The organism is Paenibacillus polymyxa (assembly GCF_018614975.1).
Taxonomy (GTDB): domain Bacteria; phylum Bacillota; class Bacilli; order Paenibacillales; family Paenibacillaceae; genus Paenibacillus; species Paenibacillus polymyxa_E.
Map to the genome: position 1 here is coordinate 161,105 of NZ_JAGGNR010000005.1, position 15,076 is coordinate 176,180.

Here is a 15,076-nt window from a genome sequence, read left to right on the forward strand (position 1 = left end):
AGCCGCAAATGCGGCTTTTTTGGCGATGGTTAAGGTAATGATATGGAAAGGAAAAGCGATTGGGGAAGTGTTGTTCGTGGTCTGGTGCATAGTTGGAGAGGTTAAGCGAATGAACATTAACGTTTACAAGATGTCACATCCGGTTTAAGATGGCGTGAGCCGTTTAAGGTATATAACAATAGGATTAAGTATTAAAATAACGGTAAGTTGATGAGATGATATCTACAGAAAAGAGGGAATTCATATGAAAGTAGCCATTTTTGGAGCAACCGGAGCGATTGGTAAGATGATACTGTGGGAGCTGATGGATCGTGGGCATGAAGTGACAGCGGTGGTGCGTGACCCTTCGAAGGTTGAGATGGTTCATGAGCGTTTGCGTGTAGAACAGGGAGATCTGCTTAACCCGGATCAGGTTGCTGATTTTGCAGCGGGTCAGGAAGCGGTTGTGAGTGCATATGGACCGAAGTTCGGTGGAGAAGAAGAGATGCTGGAAGTGACACGTTCGTTAATCGAGGGTGTGCGCCGGGCAAAAGCAGGACGTCTGGTTGTAGTTGGTGGAGCGGGAAGTTTGCTAACCGATTCCGGTGAGATGCTGATGGATACGCCAGGATTCCCGGAAGAAGTCAAACCACTGGCGAAAGCCCATGCAGATGCATATGACCTGATTGAAGCATCGGGTATTCACTGGACCTACATGAGCCCTGCTGCGACAATCACAACAGGACGTCGTACAGGCCAGTTCCGGGTTGGCATGAACCGTGTGATTACGGATGATATCGGAGAAAGCTCGATTTCGGTTGGTGATTTTGCAGCGGCATTGGTGGACGAACTGGACGATCCGCAATTTATCCAAGCGCGGTTTACGGTAGGTTATTAAGCGTAGACAGGTTTTGGAAGGCTGAATTTTAAGATTTCGTAAACGTGATCGATAGAGCTTCCAATGATGCATGGAGCGCATCGTGGTAACTATATGAGGTAAAGGGAAGATATAGATAGACATATAGGATACAGCGTTTAGGTGCGAAGTTGTTGCTTTTGGGTATGAGAAGAGCTTGTCACGGGGAGGGATGAACGTTGTTTATCGTAACCGCTGAACAGATGAGAGCTGTGGATGAACATACCATTCATCAGCTCGGTATTCCTGCTGCGAGTCTGATGGAGAATGCAGGCCGCGCCATAGCTGAGGAAGTCATCAAGCTGTGCCGGGAAGTGCAGGCAGAAGGCTGCTTGTGGATTCGGGGCAGCTTGGCTATTGCAGCAAGACAGAAGCGAGGCGGGCACACACCGGGCCCGGTGATCGGCAAGGTTATGGTGGCGACATCATCGCCGATCCGGCGCTGGTGATGGAGCGCCCGGGAGATCAGCAGTGGTACATGCTGATCGGCAAGGGCAATAATGGCGGCGATGGGCTGGTGGCCGCGCGCCATTTGGTTGAAGCAGGGCTTGGCGTGACATTGGTCTACGCCGATGGCCCAGGTGCACTGCGGGGCGAAGCCGCAGTGCAACGGGATGCCGCCGCGCAGCTTGGCATCCCCGCTCTTGTCCACGGGCGCGAAGCCGTGGACTTCAGCCGGTGCACAGGCATCGTGGATGCGCTGCTGGGCACCGGGTCACGGGGGGCGCCGCGCGGAGCTTACGCGGCGCTGATTAAGGCGGCGAACGACAGCGGCAAGCCGATCGTGTCCGCCGATGTGCCAAGCGGGCTGGACGCCGACACGGGAGAGGTGTACGAGCCCTGCATTCAAGCCCGGGTGACCGTATGCCTCGCGCTGCTCAAGCGCGGGCTGGTGCAGTACCCGGGCGCTTCTGCCGCGGGGCGCATTGTGGTGCGCGCCATCGGCATTCCCGCGCGGCTTGCGCCAGAGCATGGCCCCTCGGTCCGTCTGCTGACGGACGAGGTGCTGCGCGGTGCGCTGCGCGTGGATACAGGCCGCCTCCGGGCACCGGACGGCCACAAGGGCACCTACGGCCACGTGTTACTGGCCGCAGGAAGTCTGCCGATGAGCGGCGCTGGCCTGCTCTCGGCCAAAGCCGCGCTGCGCGCAGGCTGCGGGCTCGCCACATGGGCGCTGCCCGCGGCACTGCTGCCGTATGTCATCGGCACCGTGCCCGAGCTCATGCTTGCTGCCGCCTCCGATGGCGACAGCGGCGAATGGAACGCGGCTTCCGCCGACGCCGTGCTGCGTCTCGCGGAGAGCCGCGACGTGCTCGCGACCGGCCCGGGCCTCGGCCGCTTCCAGGGCGACACAGACTGGCTGCGCCGTCTGTGGCAACAATCGGATCGTCCGCTCGTCATCGACGCGGACGCCCTTAACATGCTGGCAGACGCTGGCCCACATGGGCCTCGCGACTGGGGCCAGCGAAGTGCGGCGACAATCCTGACGCCGCACCCTGGCGAGATGGGTCGACTGCTGGGCATGTCGACCCAAGAGGTGCAGCGTGACCGCATTGGACACGCTGCAAAATACGCCCGCGAGCAGGGCGTGACCCTTGTGCTCAAGGGAGCACGAACGGTCATCGCAACGCTAACCGGCGAGGCGTACATCAACACCACCGGGCACGCCGGTATGGCAACTGGCGGTGCCGGAGACGTATTGACCGGCATCATCGCCGGTCTGCTTGCCCAAGGGCTCAGCGCGGAGCAAGCCGCCGCGTTCGGCGTATATCTCCATGGACAGGCCGCCGAACGAGCAGCCCTGCTGCGTGGTGACCCCTCGTCCCTGCTGGCCGGAGACATCATCGATGCACTGTGAGGACGGGACAATTAGTGGTCCAATAAGGTTTGCTCAGTTCGTTAAACGTTTGGATCTGAAACGCTAATGCCTTGTTATCAACTTTCGTGTCTGGTTACCGACTTGCGCGTGTTTTGGGAACAATGATTAGATGAAATAACGAGGATTAGCTATTGAAAAGGGGAGCCCTGTCATGATTCATGACGGAGGCTCCCCTTTATTTGCTTGGTTGTTCATCCTGCCTGCTTCGGGTCTGAATTATCCCTGCATCCTGCCTACAGCCGGAAACGAAGCAGTTCCTGATGCATCTCTGTACTGATATCACGCAATGACTTCACCTTAATACTTGCATCAGCGAAGGAACGTTGTTGTTCCGACGTGGAGGCGGTAATCTCTTCACTGCTGGCAGCCGACTGCTCGGTGATGGCACTGATATTTTCGATGGCCTGTTGCACCTGTGTACTGAGTTCATTGGAGTGTTGCATGTCCTCAGCAAGCTGATGGATGCCGGTACTAATGCGCTCCACACTTTCTCGAATGGCGGAGAAGGATTCACGAGTCTGGCTGGTGGCTTGTTCCTGTTCGCCGAATAACTGCATGCTTTGCGCTACAGAGTTCTTCACCTTGTCCATGGAGGTTGTGATCTCGCCCACAGCCGCATAGATATGTTTGACCGATTTTGCAGATTGTTCGGCGAGTTTATTCACCTCGCCCGCAACAACAGCGAAGCCACGTCCGGCTTCTCCAGCGCGAGCAGCCTCTATGGAGGCATTTAACGAGAGCATGGTTGTTTGTTTGGCAATCTCCGATACATATGCCGTCATCGTCGTGATTCGAACCGCACTTTCTTCCAGTTCTCGCACCGTTTGTTCCACCTCGGACATCGCCATGCGATTCACTTCGGCCAGACGGAGTTGCTCTGCTACAGCCTTATTGCCTTCCTCAACGGTAGTTAATACTTCACGACCATCGATTACCGATTGGGAAGTGGCCTCCAGATTGCTATTGAAGGTAGACTGCATCTTGTCCACAACCATTACTGTTTCACTCAGATCCTCGGCAATCTTTTGACTGCCAATCGAGAGTTCCTCCGTGGTGCGGGATACTTGCTGCACAATCGCTTGGGCCGTATCATTGCCGCGGTCAATATCTTGCGCCATTAGATCAACACGATGACCCGCCGCACCAATCGATTGAATAATACCGCGGATATTATGAGTCATGATCCCGAAGGAGCGACTCAGGTCATCGAGTTCATCTTTGCCCCGAGCTTCCGGTAATTGTCCGGTCAGGTCACCGTCCGCAATTTGTCCCGCGGCGTCTTTGAGTGTACGAATACGCCGGGCAATTTGGCGTGAAGTATACATATTAAACAGCATCACGGCGACGAGCAATACGATGGCTCCACCGAGAGCGACTTGCCACGTTTGCTGGATATCCTGTTCCAAATCGACGGTGTATTGATCATAACGATCCCGAGTTATCTCATCTAACGAATAGATATCATTCTGTATGCCCCGAACCCGAGTGCTGTAACGTTTCGCTTCCGCACTTTTCATCGCGCTCATCGCTTCGGTGGCTCCCTCGTTGAGAGCTTGTAATTTAGTATCGATGGACTGTATAAGTTGCAACTGCTGATCCGTTTCCAGTAATCCGTCCGTAAGCTCCTGAATCATCGTTTGACCTTCATCCAGCAAGCGAAGCACGGCGTCCTGGTTTCCTGCTGTCATGGAGAACGAATAGACGTCCAGTGCCTGCTGGGTCTGAATCTGATTGGCATTCAGTTCACTCACCTTGAGCATGGCAGGTACCAGATTTTGATTTTTGGCATTCATACCGAGCAATTGCATGATGATATAAGCTACCAGCGCAAGACATAGTAGTAGTGAAATTAGAGCATTAAGTATCAGTTTTCCCTGTAGTTTCATGTGCGTACCTCCTCGTATCCGATGGGTTATTGATCAAGCGTAATTTTGATTTGACCGGAAGAGATCTTTGCCTTCAGATCTTCGAAGGTTTGCTGTTGTTCATCACTGAGCGTGATATTATGTAGAGCAGTCAGACCCACGGCGTTCTCCGCCAGCCCCTCCACGATTTCCTTTTGAGGGAAGGTATGATTGTTTTGAATAAACGTGTTAACGGCATTATAGATAGAGACATCCACATTTTTTAGCATGGACGTAAGAATGGCTTTCTCTGCCAAAAAGAATTGATCGGTATCTACACCGATGGCGTATTTCCCTAATTTCTGAATCTCCGTCAGTGCGCCTACGCCTGTGAGACCGGCAGCTACGTAGATCACGTCAGCGCCCTTTTCCTGAATCATCTGTGCAGCCAGTTGTTCACCGAGCTTGGCATTACCGAAGTCCCCTGCGTAGACAGCATCAACGGTTGCGTCCGGCTTGACAGCCAGAACACCTTGTTTAAAGCCCTGTTCGAAATTACGAAGGACAGCTATCTCCATTCCACCAAGAAAGCCCACATGATCTTCCGTTGAAGCCATAGCGGCAATAACACCTGCCAGATAACTTCCTTCTTCCGCCCGGAATGAAATGGAGGCAATGTTAGGCAGTTCGGACTGACTGTCAATCATGAGGAACTGCTGGTCAGGATACTTGGTTGCAACTTTCTCCATATCCGCTTGGACCGTATCGCTCAGGCCGATAATCAGATCGAATTTGGCTTCCGCAAATTCCTCAAATGCAGCTTCAGTAGATCCATTTTCGCCCGGTTCACGATAGTCAAAGACAATGCTTTTCTCATTTCTGGCCTGAACCAGTCCATCAAAAGCAGCATCATTAAAAGAGCGATCACCCAGACCCACTTCCGTAAGCACGATTCCGACCTTTGTTCTTGTGTCTGTTCCCGTTGTTGTATTATTGGCTGAACATGCCCCCAGGATCAGTACCGTCAGCATCATCATTAGTGTGAGACCCGCGCGTCTGTTCTTGTTTGTTTTCATGTGTGGTACCCTCATTTCTATAGTCGCTTTTTACTGATTTCCCTTTATCTATATCGGTCAGAAAGGCACTGTGATTTATGGTATGTAGTGAGAATTTACGAAAAAATAAGTATTTTTCATGAATTACACATTAGTTTTACATTTATCTGGTTAAAAGGATGCGTGAATAACAACAGTATGTTGTTTACTGACGTTAAAAGTCGAAAAAACACAACAGCGATGACATGAATCATCTCTGTTGTGTCTTTGAATAAGATCCTATACGGATCATAGGAGGATTATGGCTGTATAGAAATTACGCGAGTTTACCAAGCCGCGATCGAGCCGTCGGCTCGCGTTTCCGTACCCCGCATAATACGCCATTGTCCGGGTTGCACCAGATGATCTGACCGCCTCCAAACTGGGATGGATCAAGCGCCACTTGAATATCATGCCCTTAGCGGGCGAGTGCCTGTGCAATGTGCTGTGCTCAGCTCAGCCCGCCGGTGAGCCAGGCACCGTCACCGGAACAACTCCAAGCTTCGGCATCTCCGTATGGCCTGCCGCTTGAAGCGCCTCAATGGATATGCCCTGAGGCGCAGGGCCGCTGGCATTCAGGCCATGCAGTTTGCCCTCGGTCCACACGAGGGCAAAAGCATTGCCTCCAATGCCATTGGACGTTGGCTCCAGCACCGTGAGTGCTGCCGCAGTTGCAATGGCGGCATCGATGGCATTGCCGCCTCTTTTCAAAACATCCAGCCCGGCTTGTGCAGCCAGTGGCTGTGACGTGGCGACCATGCCTTGCTTGGCATACACAGGCACGCGGTAAGAGGGGTACGGTTGGTAGAGTGGATCGAAGTTTATCAGGTTGTTCAGCTCCTTGTCGCTAGATGTCAGCTTCCGGCATAACCGGATCATACTCCTACCCCTCTTCGCAACCGGACAACCGATATCCTGTCACACCTGCCAAATCCAACCTGACATCAACCTAAGTCGTTACCATATCGCCGCCATTGACATGAATGCATTCACCTGTGACGTAGGATGAATCGCGGGAAGCGAGATAAACGTAGGCTGCCGCCAATTCGTAAGGCTGACCAGCCCGACCCATGGGCGTATCTGTTCCAAATACCTGTACATCCTCCGCGGAGAAACTGGCAGGGATGAGCGGTGTCCAGATGGGTCCCGGGGCGACGGAATTCACACGGATTCCCTGTGCAGCGAGCGATTGGGCGAGTACACGAGTCAGCGATATGACGGCTCCTTTGGTAGAAGAGTAATCGATCAGTTGGGTATTGCCTTTATATGCCGTAATGGAAGCTGTATTGATGATGGAGGCACCTCTGCACAGATGGGGGAGAGCGGCCTGAATCAGAAAGAAATAGGCGAACACATTTGTCTGAAAGGTGTGATACAGCTGTTCTTCTGTAATATCAACGATGCTTGGCTGCACATACTGTACGCCATGATTGTTGACCAGAATATCAATCTTCCCATAGGTTTCCATGGTTGTGCGAATGACAGCTTCACAGTTTTTCTTTAAGCGGAGATCAATCTCAATTAAGAGACAGCGCTGTCCCAGTTCTTCGATCCGTTCACGAGTCCTTTCGGCATCTGTCCGTTCATATAGATAAGCAATGACGATATCCGCACCTTCCTTGGCAAAAGCGATGGCGGCCGCCCGGCCGATTCCACTGTCACCACCCGTAATAATGGCAACTTTACCTTGGAGTTTGCAGCTGCCGATATAGGCAGGATCTTCACTGATCGGTTCAGGCACCATCAGGGTTTCCAGACCGGGTTGCTGGTCCTGATGCTGGGGTGGAAATGCCAACTTCTGCTCCTTGCATACCGTTCTCTCACCATAAAAAGGATAAACAGGATTCATTCGCTTTACATCCTCCTCGAACGTTCATTGATACGGATAACCTATGCATTCGCCCAGAAGAAGGTGCGGGAGGAAGCAGCAGAGCGGTTGTTTTTTGCACAGAATATACCATAATAAGGATAGGTCCTTAAATCGATGGAGGTGTCAGGAGCCACATGAATATTCAAGGAATTAATCATTTGTGCTTTTCCGTATCCAATCTGGAGCGGGCCATTACCTTTTATGAGCAGGCTCTCGGTGCCCGAATTCAGGTGAAAGGACGCAAACTGGCTTATTTTGAGCTGGCCGGTCTGTGGATTGCCCTGAATCAGGAGGATGTTATTCGCAACTATACGGAACGAACCTATACCCATATTGCATTTACCGTTACAGAAGAGGAGTTCGACGAGTCTGTGCAGCAGCTGCGAGCAGCCGGGGCTGACATTCTTCCCGGAAGGCCAAGAGATCCGCGGGATGCATTATCTGTTTATTTTACCGATCCGGATGGTCATCTGTTCGAACTGCATACAGGTACGATGAAGCAAAGGCTGAATTATTATCGCGAAGACAAAGCTCATATGACCTTTTATACGTGAGTTTCATGTGCAAGTGGAGGTAAATGGTAATTAACGTATTTAAAGTCATTGCAATTATCCGTACAATACATCTTAGGTTCGCTGAAGTGTACACGGTATGTTCGGCTGCCAAACCATATGCACAAGGAGAGATGGACGTGGATAATAAAAGATTCAAGCCTCGGATTGTTGCGAGCGGGTTGTCTATGGCCATTGTCATGTTGTTTTCATTGTACAATGGACATCTTCAAAATTCAGGGGAAGCTCTTCAGTCCCGTATATCCTTGGGCCACTCGTCATATAAGCAAATAACGGTGCACCCGCTTGATCTGAATGATCCTATTCCTGAATAGTTGTTAGGAGAAGATGGGGGCCGTTTTATTTGATATAGGCTTTATATTCGTCATAGCTCATCTTCTGTTCTTGTCCGCTAAGCAATAGAAGTTTGTGGCTAATGTCAGCCTCACGATCTGCATGAATGCGTTTAAGCAGATCGTAACTCATTCGAAGGAAGTAATAGCCTTCATTGGTGTTGTCTTTCTCATGAAATACAATGCCGAGAAGACGATATAGTTTTGCACGGAGCATGCCTTCATCTCGTTGATCCAGCAGTTGAAGAGCTTCTTTGATGGCTGTTTCGGCCAGTAAAAGTTGCCGTTCTTCGAGATAAATTTTGCTGATTTCCTCTAATATAGAAGCCTTCTTGTGAGGCAGATTGCGTGTGTCGTAGATATCGGCGCATTCTGCCAGCAAGGGAAGGGCTTCTTTTTTTTGTCCCATATGAAGTTGAATGACAGCCAGATTGTGAAGAGCAAGTACATAGGATTTACTATTGGCCTGTTTATATGAATCTACCGATTTCTTGGTCCAGTCATAACTTAAGAGTAAGTGTCCGTCCTGTTCGGACATATAATAGGCCTTGCCCAAACCTAGCGTAATCTCGCCATATAACTCCGGTTGCCCGGTCAATTGGGCTTCTTTTTCGGCCTTGAGATAATAATCCAGTCCCTTATCCACGTTACCGAGCCGCAAATGGGTTGTTCCGAGAAAGGTTAACGAACGGATATGTTTATCTTGCAGATGTTTGAGTTTGCTGCTGTACGTATAGGACTGTTCGTAGTATTTTCGGGCAGCGTGAAACAGTTCTGCATGAAATGCAGCTCTTCCCATTTCCAGGTAATAGTCGACAATGCGCTCCCGGTCTCCTGTTCGGGTGACTGTAAAAGCGGCAGTTTCCCCATCATCCAGAGCTTGGCGGTAATCGCCAAGCCTATTGTGGCTTCGCATGATGAGCAGATAGGCTTCCGTTTGATCCAGTGCATCTTCCGTCAGAGTCAGAACTTTGTGAGCCATACGAATACAGGCAGGATCATTCTGCTCAGCATAGTAGGCTTTGGCTTTGTCCAGGACAGCTTCACCAATATCGGTGTCTGTTGTCGCACTTCCTCCCAAGAAGTACTCCATTGGTGTATTGAGTCTTCTAGCAATGATTTTCAACATACGCTGAGAGGGAACGGCTCTGCCTTTTTCGATGAGGCTGATGTAAGAGCGTGTCATGTCCTCACCTGCCAGTTGTTTCTGAGACAGTCCAAGTTGCTCCCGGATTTCCCGAATTTTGGGTCCGATCATGATCATTCACCGTCCCTTGATTTAGTTTGTAATTACGTTGTGAAATTGTGAGTTGTATATTGAATGCTTGGAGTTGGCATCAGTAAGGGGTAAGGCATGCGAGAAATCCATTTACCTCCTTTTACAGTTTCATTCCAAATTGGGAGATTATAGAATGATAGTATCCAAGACGAAAGGAGGAATAAATCAATGGTCATTAAAGCGACTCCCATTACATTGGAACAATTGAAGAACAAAGAGTTGGAAGCAGTACAATCGGAAGTGAACGTGCTGGGCGAAACACGTGAAGTTAGTGCTCGTGCAGTATCGGCTCGCGCAGTATCGGCTCGCGCAGTATCGGCTCGCGCAGTATCGGCTCGTGCGGTATCGGCTCGTGCAGTATCGGCTCGTGCAGTATCGGCTCGTGCAGTATCGGCTCGTGCATAATCCCTTGTATCTACTATGGCATTATGGTTAGTCCAATAGATGAGAGCTTCGGATGAAGCTCTCTCCCTATATTGAGAGTGCTCCGTATGATGGGTATAACGAGGTGTCCTGAACCGATGCATATCAAGCAAATATGGTCATACATTCCCAAGTTCGTCGTTCCTGTCCGGGAGTTGAACGAACATCTGGGACTCAAACAAGCCCAGACCAAAGTGTTAGAGAAAATTCACGGTCTGAAACAGGTTCCGCAAGACAAAGACGGTGATCTGACTAAGCTGTTAGGACGTGTGCTCGCCCAGGTGGTAAACAGTCCGACGGTTGTTCCATCTTCCATCAAGTATATCATTTATTGCCACACAATTCAGGAAAATTTCCCCTTTCCAATGAAGGTATTGCAAGGTCTGAAGCAGGCTTACGATATGCATCATGCCATAGCGTTTTCACTGACACAGCAGAACTGTGCCTCGGGTCTGATTGCGCTGGATGTTGCTGCAACATTGCTGCCCTCTTTGGAAGAGGATGATCATATTTTAATCGTAACAGGCGAAAAAACATTCAGTCCCATTGTACAGCTCATCCCCAATACAACCGTTATGGGCGAAGCTGCGGCCGCCATACTGGTTGGTAAATCCGGGCCGGGAAGCAGGATGATGGGGCTTACGAACGTAACCCTTGGAAAATTCTGCAACGTGCTGACAGGTGATCCCGAGACGCTCAAGGAATTTCAGGAAATCTATACACCCCAGCTCTGTGATGTCATTCACGAGGCAATCGATGGGGCGGGCCTGACGTTGGAGGATATCCGTTATATTGTCCCGCACAATGTGAATCTGTCTTCCTGGAAAAAGGTTGCTGCACGATTGTCCTATCCATTGGACCGTGTGTACACATCCAATGTGGGAGAAATCGGGCACTGCTTCTGTTCCGATCCCTATATCAATCTGAAAGAGATTTCAGATCAGGGGCTTTTGCAGAAGGACGACTACTATTTGCTTGTCACGGTTGGGCTGGGAGCAACATTCAGCGTGGCGGTGATGCAGTTCGCAGAAGAACGAGGTGATGAGATTGACCGCACTGTTGACCGGATTTTCGAGAAAGCTGAAGCAGGCGCTTACAGGTCATGATGAAGCTGTTTTTATTTATATAAACAATTTTGAAGTCGAAGAATACTGGAATGAGCAGGGGGTACTGAAGTTGCCTTCCCTGAGTGTTGGTTCGGGTGCTGACGTTGTAAACCGGATGGAGGAGCTGGGGATTTTTCTGGCAGGTGAACAGGATGTCGTATTGCTCAAGGAGCTGCCGGATTCCGGGTTTATAGCAGATGCACAGGCCATCGGTTTTGGTCAATCACGTTTAATTGCTACTGAATATAATGAACCGGGCTTGAACATTACAGCTAACATCCTGCATTGTCAGCGTACGCTGGACAGGCTGCGTGAACTTGCAGACAGACAGGATATACAGGCTTATCTGGTTCCCTTCGGAGCCTCGGATCATGAAGAAGAACTAGCCCAACGCACGGGTATTCCTCTTGCCGTACCTCCGGCTGACATTTTCCGCAAAGTCAATGATAAGGGCTATTCCCGAAGGCTTAATGCCGAACTGGGTATCCGTCAGATTCCTGGCTGTGAGTGTTACTCTCTGGAGGAACTTACGTCCGGATTTGAACGTATGAAATCCGTGCTGGAACAGGGCGGGCGTATTGTCATGAAGGATTCGATGGGCGTCTCGGGCAAGGGAATCACCGTTATTGCAGATGAAGCCCGTTTCCACAAATGCATGAAATTACTGGAGAAACAGGCAAGCAAGAATGGGACAAGAGTCGTTAATTATGTGCTGGAGCAGTGGATGAACAAGACATGTGATCTGAATTACCAGATTTTAGTTTATCGAAGTGGTGAGGTTGAATTTCTTGGTGTGAAGGAATCCCTGGTCGAACAGGGTGTTCATCAGGGGCATCTCATGCCACCACATCTTGGTGATTCGCAGATCGCGGTAATCCGGGATGCTGCGTTGCAAATAGGTGCTGCGCTCCATCGGGACGGATACTACGGTGTAGCCGGTATCGATGCCATTCTGGATGAGGACGGAAGTGTGTGGCCTAATCTGGAGATCAATGCACGGTTTAACATGTCGACGTATCAGACTGAGATCCAGAACCAGTGGATTCCTGAGGGGATGTTAGCTTTGGCCAAAAAATATACACTTCGTTTGAATCACCGCCTGGATTATGGAAAGTTAAGGTCAACACTTGGTCCGCTGTTATTTGATCCACTGAAGGGCGAGGGGATACTTATCAACAATTTTGCAACGGTCAATGCGGCCTTCAAAGGTGAAGATCGTGTGTTCTCTGGTCGTCTCTATGGTGTCATTATTGCTCATTCGGCTGAGCAGCTACGGGCGACGGATGCTGCGGTTGAAGCCAAGCTATCATTCATAAACGAGGTGAAGTAGATGTCTGGAGATTATCAGATTCAAGGGCTTGCGATTTCGGCCATCGCTGCACGATTCGGCACACCATTATACGTCTATGACGCTGAGGTATTAGAGCGAGTATATGAAGAACTTCGCAGTCTGCTGACTCCAAAGGTGGAACTGTTCTACTCATTAAAGGCGAATCCCAATATTTCAATTGTTCACCTGCTTCAGGGGCTTGGAGCTCAGGCAGAGGTCTGTTCCATGGCCGAATTACATACCGCACTACAGGCGGGTACGAAGCCGGATCGTATAATCTTCCTCGGACCAGGCAAGACCGACGCGGAGATAACCGCATGCATTCGTCATGGCATCTACGCAATCGTCTGTGAATCGTTTCAGGAGCTTAACCGCATTGAAGCCATTGCAGCTGAAGAGGGACGGATTGTCCCCGTGGCACTGAGAATCAATCCTTCTTTTGCTGTGAAGGGATCACGGCTCACGATGGGTGGCAAACCACGCCAGTTTGGCATGGATGAGGATACTGTGATGCAGGGGCGACAGCAATTGGAACGATGCTCACATGTGGATATTATCGGTCTGCATGTATACATGGGGACCCGTATGCTTGACGTGGAACCTATTGTGGAGAACACACGTCACATTCTGGAGCTTGCCGAACGGCTGGAGGAGCAACTGGGTATTCGGCTGCAGATGGTAGATGTGGGCGGTGGTCTCGGAGTTCCGTATTACGAGGGAGAACAGCCACTGTCTGTGAGCGTCCTGTCTGCACAATTGAACCCTTTGTTCGAACAATTCAAGGAAAAGCATCCTGACATCAGACTGTTCATGGAACTGGGAAGGTATCTGGTGGGAACCAGTGGGATGCTGGTTAGCCGAGCCTTATATGTCAAGGAGTCGTATGGAGAGACGTTTGTCGTGACTGATGGTGGTACCAATTGTCATATGGCTGCGGTCGGAATCGGCTCGTATGTAAAGCGTAATTTCCCGATTGCATCTTTGTCACGTTACGGAGAATCCCCGGTTGCAGAGTTTAATATTACTGGCCCTTTGTGTACCCCGAATGATGTTATTGGCAAAAAAGTAAACCTGCCTCCCGTTGCACAAGGGGATTTAATTGGTGTATTTCATTCCGGTGCCTACGGCCCTACTGCTTCACCGACCCATTTTCTCAGTCATGGAAGTCCGGCTGAAGTGATGATTAGTGGTGGAGAAGCCCATCTGATTCGGGAAAGGGATACTCCCGAAGATCTACTGGGCAAACAGCGTTTGATCCCTGTTTCACATTCCGCAGTAACCAACAGATGAGGAGAGATGATGATCATGACAACCGCAGTATTGCTTGAAGAAATCAAAGGTGCCCTTGCTGAAGTGTTGAATATGGAAGAGAACCAGGCTGTTACATGGGACACATCCTTATTTGATGAGCTTCATCTGGATTCAACGTCTGTTCTGGAACTATTGATGACGTTGGAAGACCGTATTGACGGGCTGGAGATCGACCCGGATGAACTGGAGCCAGATGTATTTAACACAGTGGGTTCGCTAGCTGTATATATCGAAAAGCAACTCGTTGCTGCCTGATGGCGGCGCCTGTTACCATCCGGGACATGAAGGTCAGGCTGTTTACGGACAAGCAGCCTCCGTTTGAACATCCGGAGTTGTTAAGATTTCACAGTGATTTGTTGGCGGGGTCCCCCGTGGTACCCCGGTTTCATCTGCTGGAGGGTCGTTATAACAATGCCTATCATGATATGAGTGTACTACTGCTCGAAGAGTCGGGGCTGGATCAGATCATGGGAGACGTGGATGTTCTCCTGCTGGCCTACCATTTTCCCAATATTCGTCCAGATATCTCCATCGTCAACTATCTGATGGACCGTTATCAGGCACAGTTCCTGAGCTTTGCCGTGAACGATATGGGATTCGGGGCACCGTTCGCGGCACTCCATATGCTCCAGCATTATCTGAACAGTGGCAACTACGATCGGGGAATGCTGCTTGTGCTTGATCAGACGTCTCTTCCCTACGAGACGGAAGATGTGGGCGAGATTGTAGAACCTGACACGGGAGCTGTTCTGTTCCTGGATCGGTTGGCAGAAGGCGGTTCATCCCTTGTCGGTGTGGAGATACAATATGCCGAGAGTTCGATAGCCGAGACAGCAGAACTGCTGCTGGACAGGCTTTGTGTTCAGGTGTCCGTCAATCTGGCTCAGATCAGGCTTCTTGTCCATCCGCTGTTGGAGCAGGAAGTGTCCGGTACTGAATGGTTTCATGCTACAGGCTGGCAAGGGAGTTACGATCCTGCCCACTGGAGCGCTGCACCATTCTTTGGTCTGAAGCAACTTCTTGAAGATCGGTGCACAGGTGAATACATATGTCTGATGCACCTGGAGCCAGATGACAAGTTTATCTATGCACTTCTCATTCATACAGGCGGATACGAAGAGCTGTAATCAGGAGGAGGGAA

Annotated in this window: 13 protein-coding genes and 2 pseudogenes; 10 read left to right on the plus strand and 5 right to left on the minus strand. The window is 50.4% G+C overall.

The genetic code is table 11. The features are described 5' to 3' along the window. The first annotated feature begins 244 nt into the window (after positions 1 to 244). The gene (locus tag J7E78_RS02280; protein WP_215074738.1) at positions 245 to 877 is read left to right on the plus strand and encodes an NAD(P)-dependent oxidoreductase; all 633 of its coding nucleotides are present in this window, start codon (positions 245 to 247) and stop codon (positions 875 to 877) included. Between the two features lie 197 nt (positions 878 to 1,074). Beyond that, positions 1,075 to 2,753 (plus strand): annotated as a pseudogene (locus J7E78_RS02290) (NAD(P)H-hydrate dehydratase). A gap of 254 nt (positions 2,754 to 3,007) precedes the next feature. Here the strand turns inward: J7E78_RS02290 and J7E78_RS02295 are convergent. The 4 genes and pseudogenes from J7E78_RS02295 to J7E78_RS02310 all read right to left on the minus strand — a co-directional run bounded on the left by J7E78_RS02295 (position 3,008) and on the right by J7E78_RS02310 (position 7,561). Next, positions 3,008 to 4,660 carry a methyl-accepting chemotaxis protein gene (locus J7E78_RS02295; protein WP_215074741.1) on the minus strand — a complete coding sequence of 551 codons (1,653 nt, stop codon included), beginning with the start codon at positions 4,658 to 4,660 and terminating at the stop codon, positions 3,008 to 3,010. A gap of 26 nt (positions 4,661 to 4,686) precedes the next feature. Then, positions 4,687 to 5,694 (minus strand): BMP family lipoprotein, encoded by a 1,008-nt coding sequence (locus J7E78_RS02300; RefSeq protein ID WP_215074742.1) that lies wholly within the window; start codon positions 5,692 to 5,694, stop codon positions 4,687 to 4,689. A 480-nt stretch (positions 5,695 to 6,174) separates the two neighbouring features. Next, a pseudogene (locus J7E78_RS02305) lies at positions 6,175 to 6,537 on the minus strand (gamma-glutamyltransferase); the annotation flags it as partial. Positions 6,538 to 6,661: 124 nt separating this feature from the next. After that, on the minus strand, positions 6,662 to 7,561 hold the full coding sequence (locus tag J7E78_RS02310; protein ID WP_215074743.1) for a glucose 1-dehydrogenase: 900 nt from the start codon (positions 7,559 to 7,561) through the stop codon (positions 6,662 to 6,664). A 155-nt stretch (positions 7,562 to 7,716) separates the two neighbouring features. On the opposite strand from J7E78_RS02310, the gene fosB reads away from it, so the two are divergent. After that, entirely contained in the window at positions 7,717 to 8,136 is a 420-nt protein-coding gene (gene fosB, locus J7E78_RS02315) for a metallothiol transferase FosB (RefSeq protein ID WP_215074744.1), read from the plus strand. 23 nt (positions 8,137 to 8,159) lie between these two features. Beyond that, positions 8,160 to 8,468: a hypothetical protein gene (locus J7E78_RS02320; RefSeq protein WP_215074745.1), complete on the plus strand. Its 309-nt coding sequence runs from the start codon at positions 8,160 to 8,162 to the stop codon at positions 8,466 to 8,468. Positions 8,469 to 8,493: 25 nt separating this feature from the next. On the opposite strand, the gene J7E78_RS02325 is transcribed toward J7E78_RS02320, so the two are convergent. Continuing rightward, entirely contained in the window at positions 8,494 to 9,744 is a 1,251-nt protein-coding gene (locus J7E78_RS02325) for a helix-turn-helix domain-containing protein (RefSeq protein WP_215074746.1), read from the minus strand. 189 nt (positions 9,745 to 9,933) lie between these two features. Between J7E78_RS02325 and J7E78_RS02330 the strand changes: the two genes are divergently transcribed. From J7E78_RS02330 to J7E78_RS02355, 6 genes are all read left to right on the plus strand, one after another. Then, complete coding sequence (locus J7E78_RS02330; protein WP_215074747.1) at positions 9,934 to 10,170, plus strand: hypothetical protein; 237 nt, start codon at positions 9,934 to 9,936, stop codon at positions 10,168 to 10,170. 116 nt (positions 10,171 to 10,286) lie between these two features. Beyond that, positions 10,287 to 11,294 carry a 3-oxoacyl-[acyl-carrier-protein] synthase III C-terminal domain-containing protein gene (locus J7E78_RS02335; RefSeq protein ID WP_215074748.1) on the plus strand — a complete coding sequence of 336 codons (1,008 nt, stop codon included), beginning with the start codon at positions 10,287 to 10,289 and terminating at the stop codon, positions 11,292 to 11,294. Then, positions 11,230 to 12,624, plus strand: coding sequence for a preATP grasp domain-containing protein (locus J7E78_RS02340; RefSeq protein ID WP_215074749.1), 1,395 nt, complete (start codon positions 11,230 to 11,232; stop codon positions 12,622 to 12,624). The genes J7E78_RS02335 and J7E78_RS02340 overlap by 65 nt, the downstream gene beginning before the upstream one ends. Further along, positions 12,625 to 13,914 carry a diaminopimelate decarboxylase gene (gene lysA / locus J7E78_RS02345; protein WP_215074750.1) on the plus strand — a complete coding sequence of 430 codons (1,290 nt, stop codon included), beginning with the start codon at positions 12,625 to 12,627 and terminating at the stop codon, positions 13,912 to 13,914. It abuts the gene before it with no gap. A 15-nt stretch (positions 13,915 to 13,929) separates the two neighbouring features. Then, a complete protein-coding gene (locus J7E78_RS02350) occupies positions 13,930 to 14,190 on the plus strand; it encodes an acyl carrier protein (protein ID WP_215074751.1) in 261 nt (86 codons plus the stop codon). 116 nt (positions 14,191 to 14,306) lie between these two features. Beyond that, a complete protein-coding gene (locus J7E78_RS02355) occupies positions 14,307 to 15,062 on the plus strand; it encodes a hypothetical protein (RefSeq protein WP_215074752.1) in 756 nt (251 codons plus the stop codon). Positions 15,063 to 15,076: the final 14 nt, after the last annotated feature.

What these genes read in the sequence shown, in the direction of transcription:
- lysA (WP_215074750.1), top strand. Translation starts at nt 12,625, where the DNA reads ATGTCTGGAGATTATCAGATTCAAGGGCTTGCGATTTCGGCCATCGCT.
- J7E78_RS02335 (WP_215074748.1), top strand. Translation starts at nt 10,287, where the DNA reads ATGCATATCAAGCAAATATGGTCATACATTCCCAAGTTCGTCGTTCCT.
- J7E78_RS02350 (WP_215074751.1), top strand. Translation starts at nt 13,930, where the DNA reads ATGACAACCGCAGTATTGCTTGAAGAAATCAAAGGTGCCCTTGCTGAA.
- J7E78_RS02310 (WP_215074743.1), bottom strand. Translation starts at nt 7,561, where the DNA reads ATGAATCCTGTTTATCCTTTTTATGGTGAGAGAACGGTATGCAAGGAG.
- J7E78_RS02280 (WP_215074738.1), top strand. Translation starts at nt 245, where the DNA reads ATGAAAGTAGCCATTTTTGGAGCAACCGGAGCGATTGGTAAGATGATA.
- J7E78_RS02300 (WP_215074742.1), bottom strand. Translation starts at nt 5,694, where the DNA reads ATGAAAACAAACAAGAACAGACGCGCGGGTCTCACACTAATGATGATG.
- J7E78_RS02320 (WP_215074745.1), top strand. Translation starts at nt 8,160, where the DNA reads ATGGTAATTAACGTATTTAAAGTCATTGCAATTATCCGTACAATACAT.
- fosB (WP_215074744.1), top strand. Translation starts at nt 7,717, where the DNA reads ATGAATATTCAAGGAATTAATCATTTGTGCTTTTCCGTATCCAATCTG.
- J7E78_RS02340 (WP_215074749.1), top strand. Translation starts at nt 11,230, where the DNA reads ATGAGATTGACCGCACTGTTGACCGGATTTTCGAGAAAGCTGAAGCAG.
- J7E78_RS02325 (WP_215074746.1), bottom strand. Translation starts at nt 9,744, where the DNA reads ATGATCGGACCCAAAATTCGGGAAATCCGGGAGCAACTTGGACTGTCT.
- J7E78_RS02295 (WP_215074741.1), bottom strand. Translation starts at nt 4,660, where the DNA reads ATGAAACTACAGGGAAAACTGATACTTAATGCTCTAATTTCACTACTA.
- J7E78_RS02330 (WP_215074747.1), top strand. Translation starts at nt 9,934, where the DNA reads ATGGTCATTAAAGCGACTCCCATTACATTGGAACAATTGAAGAACAAA.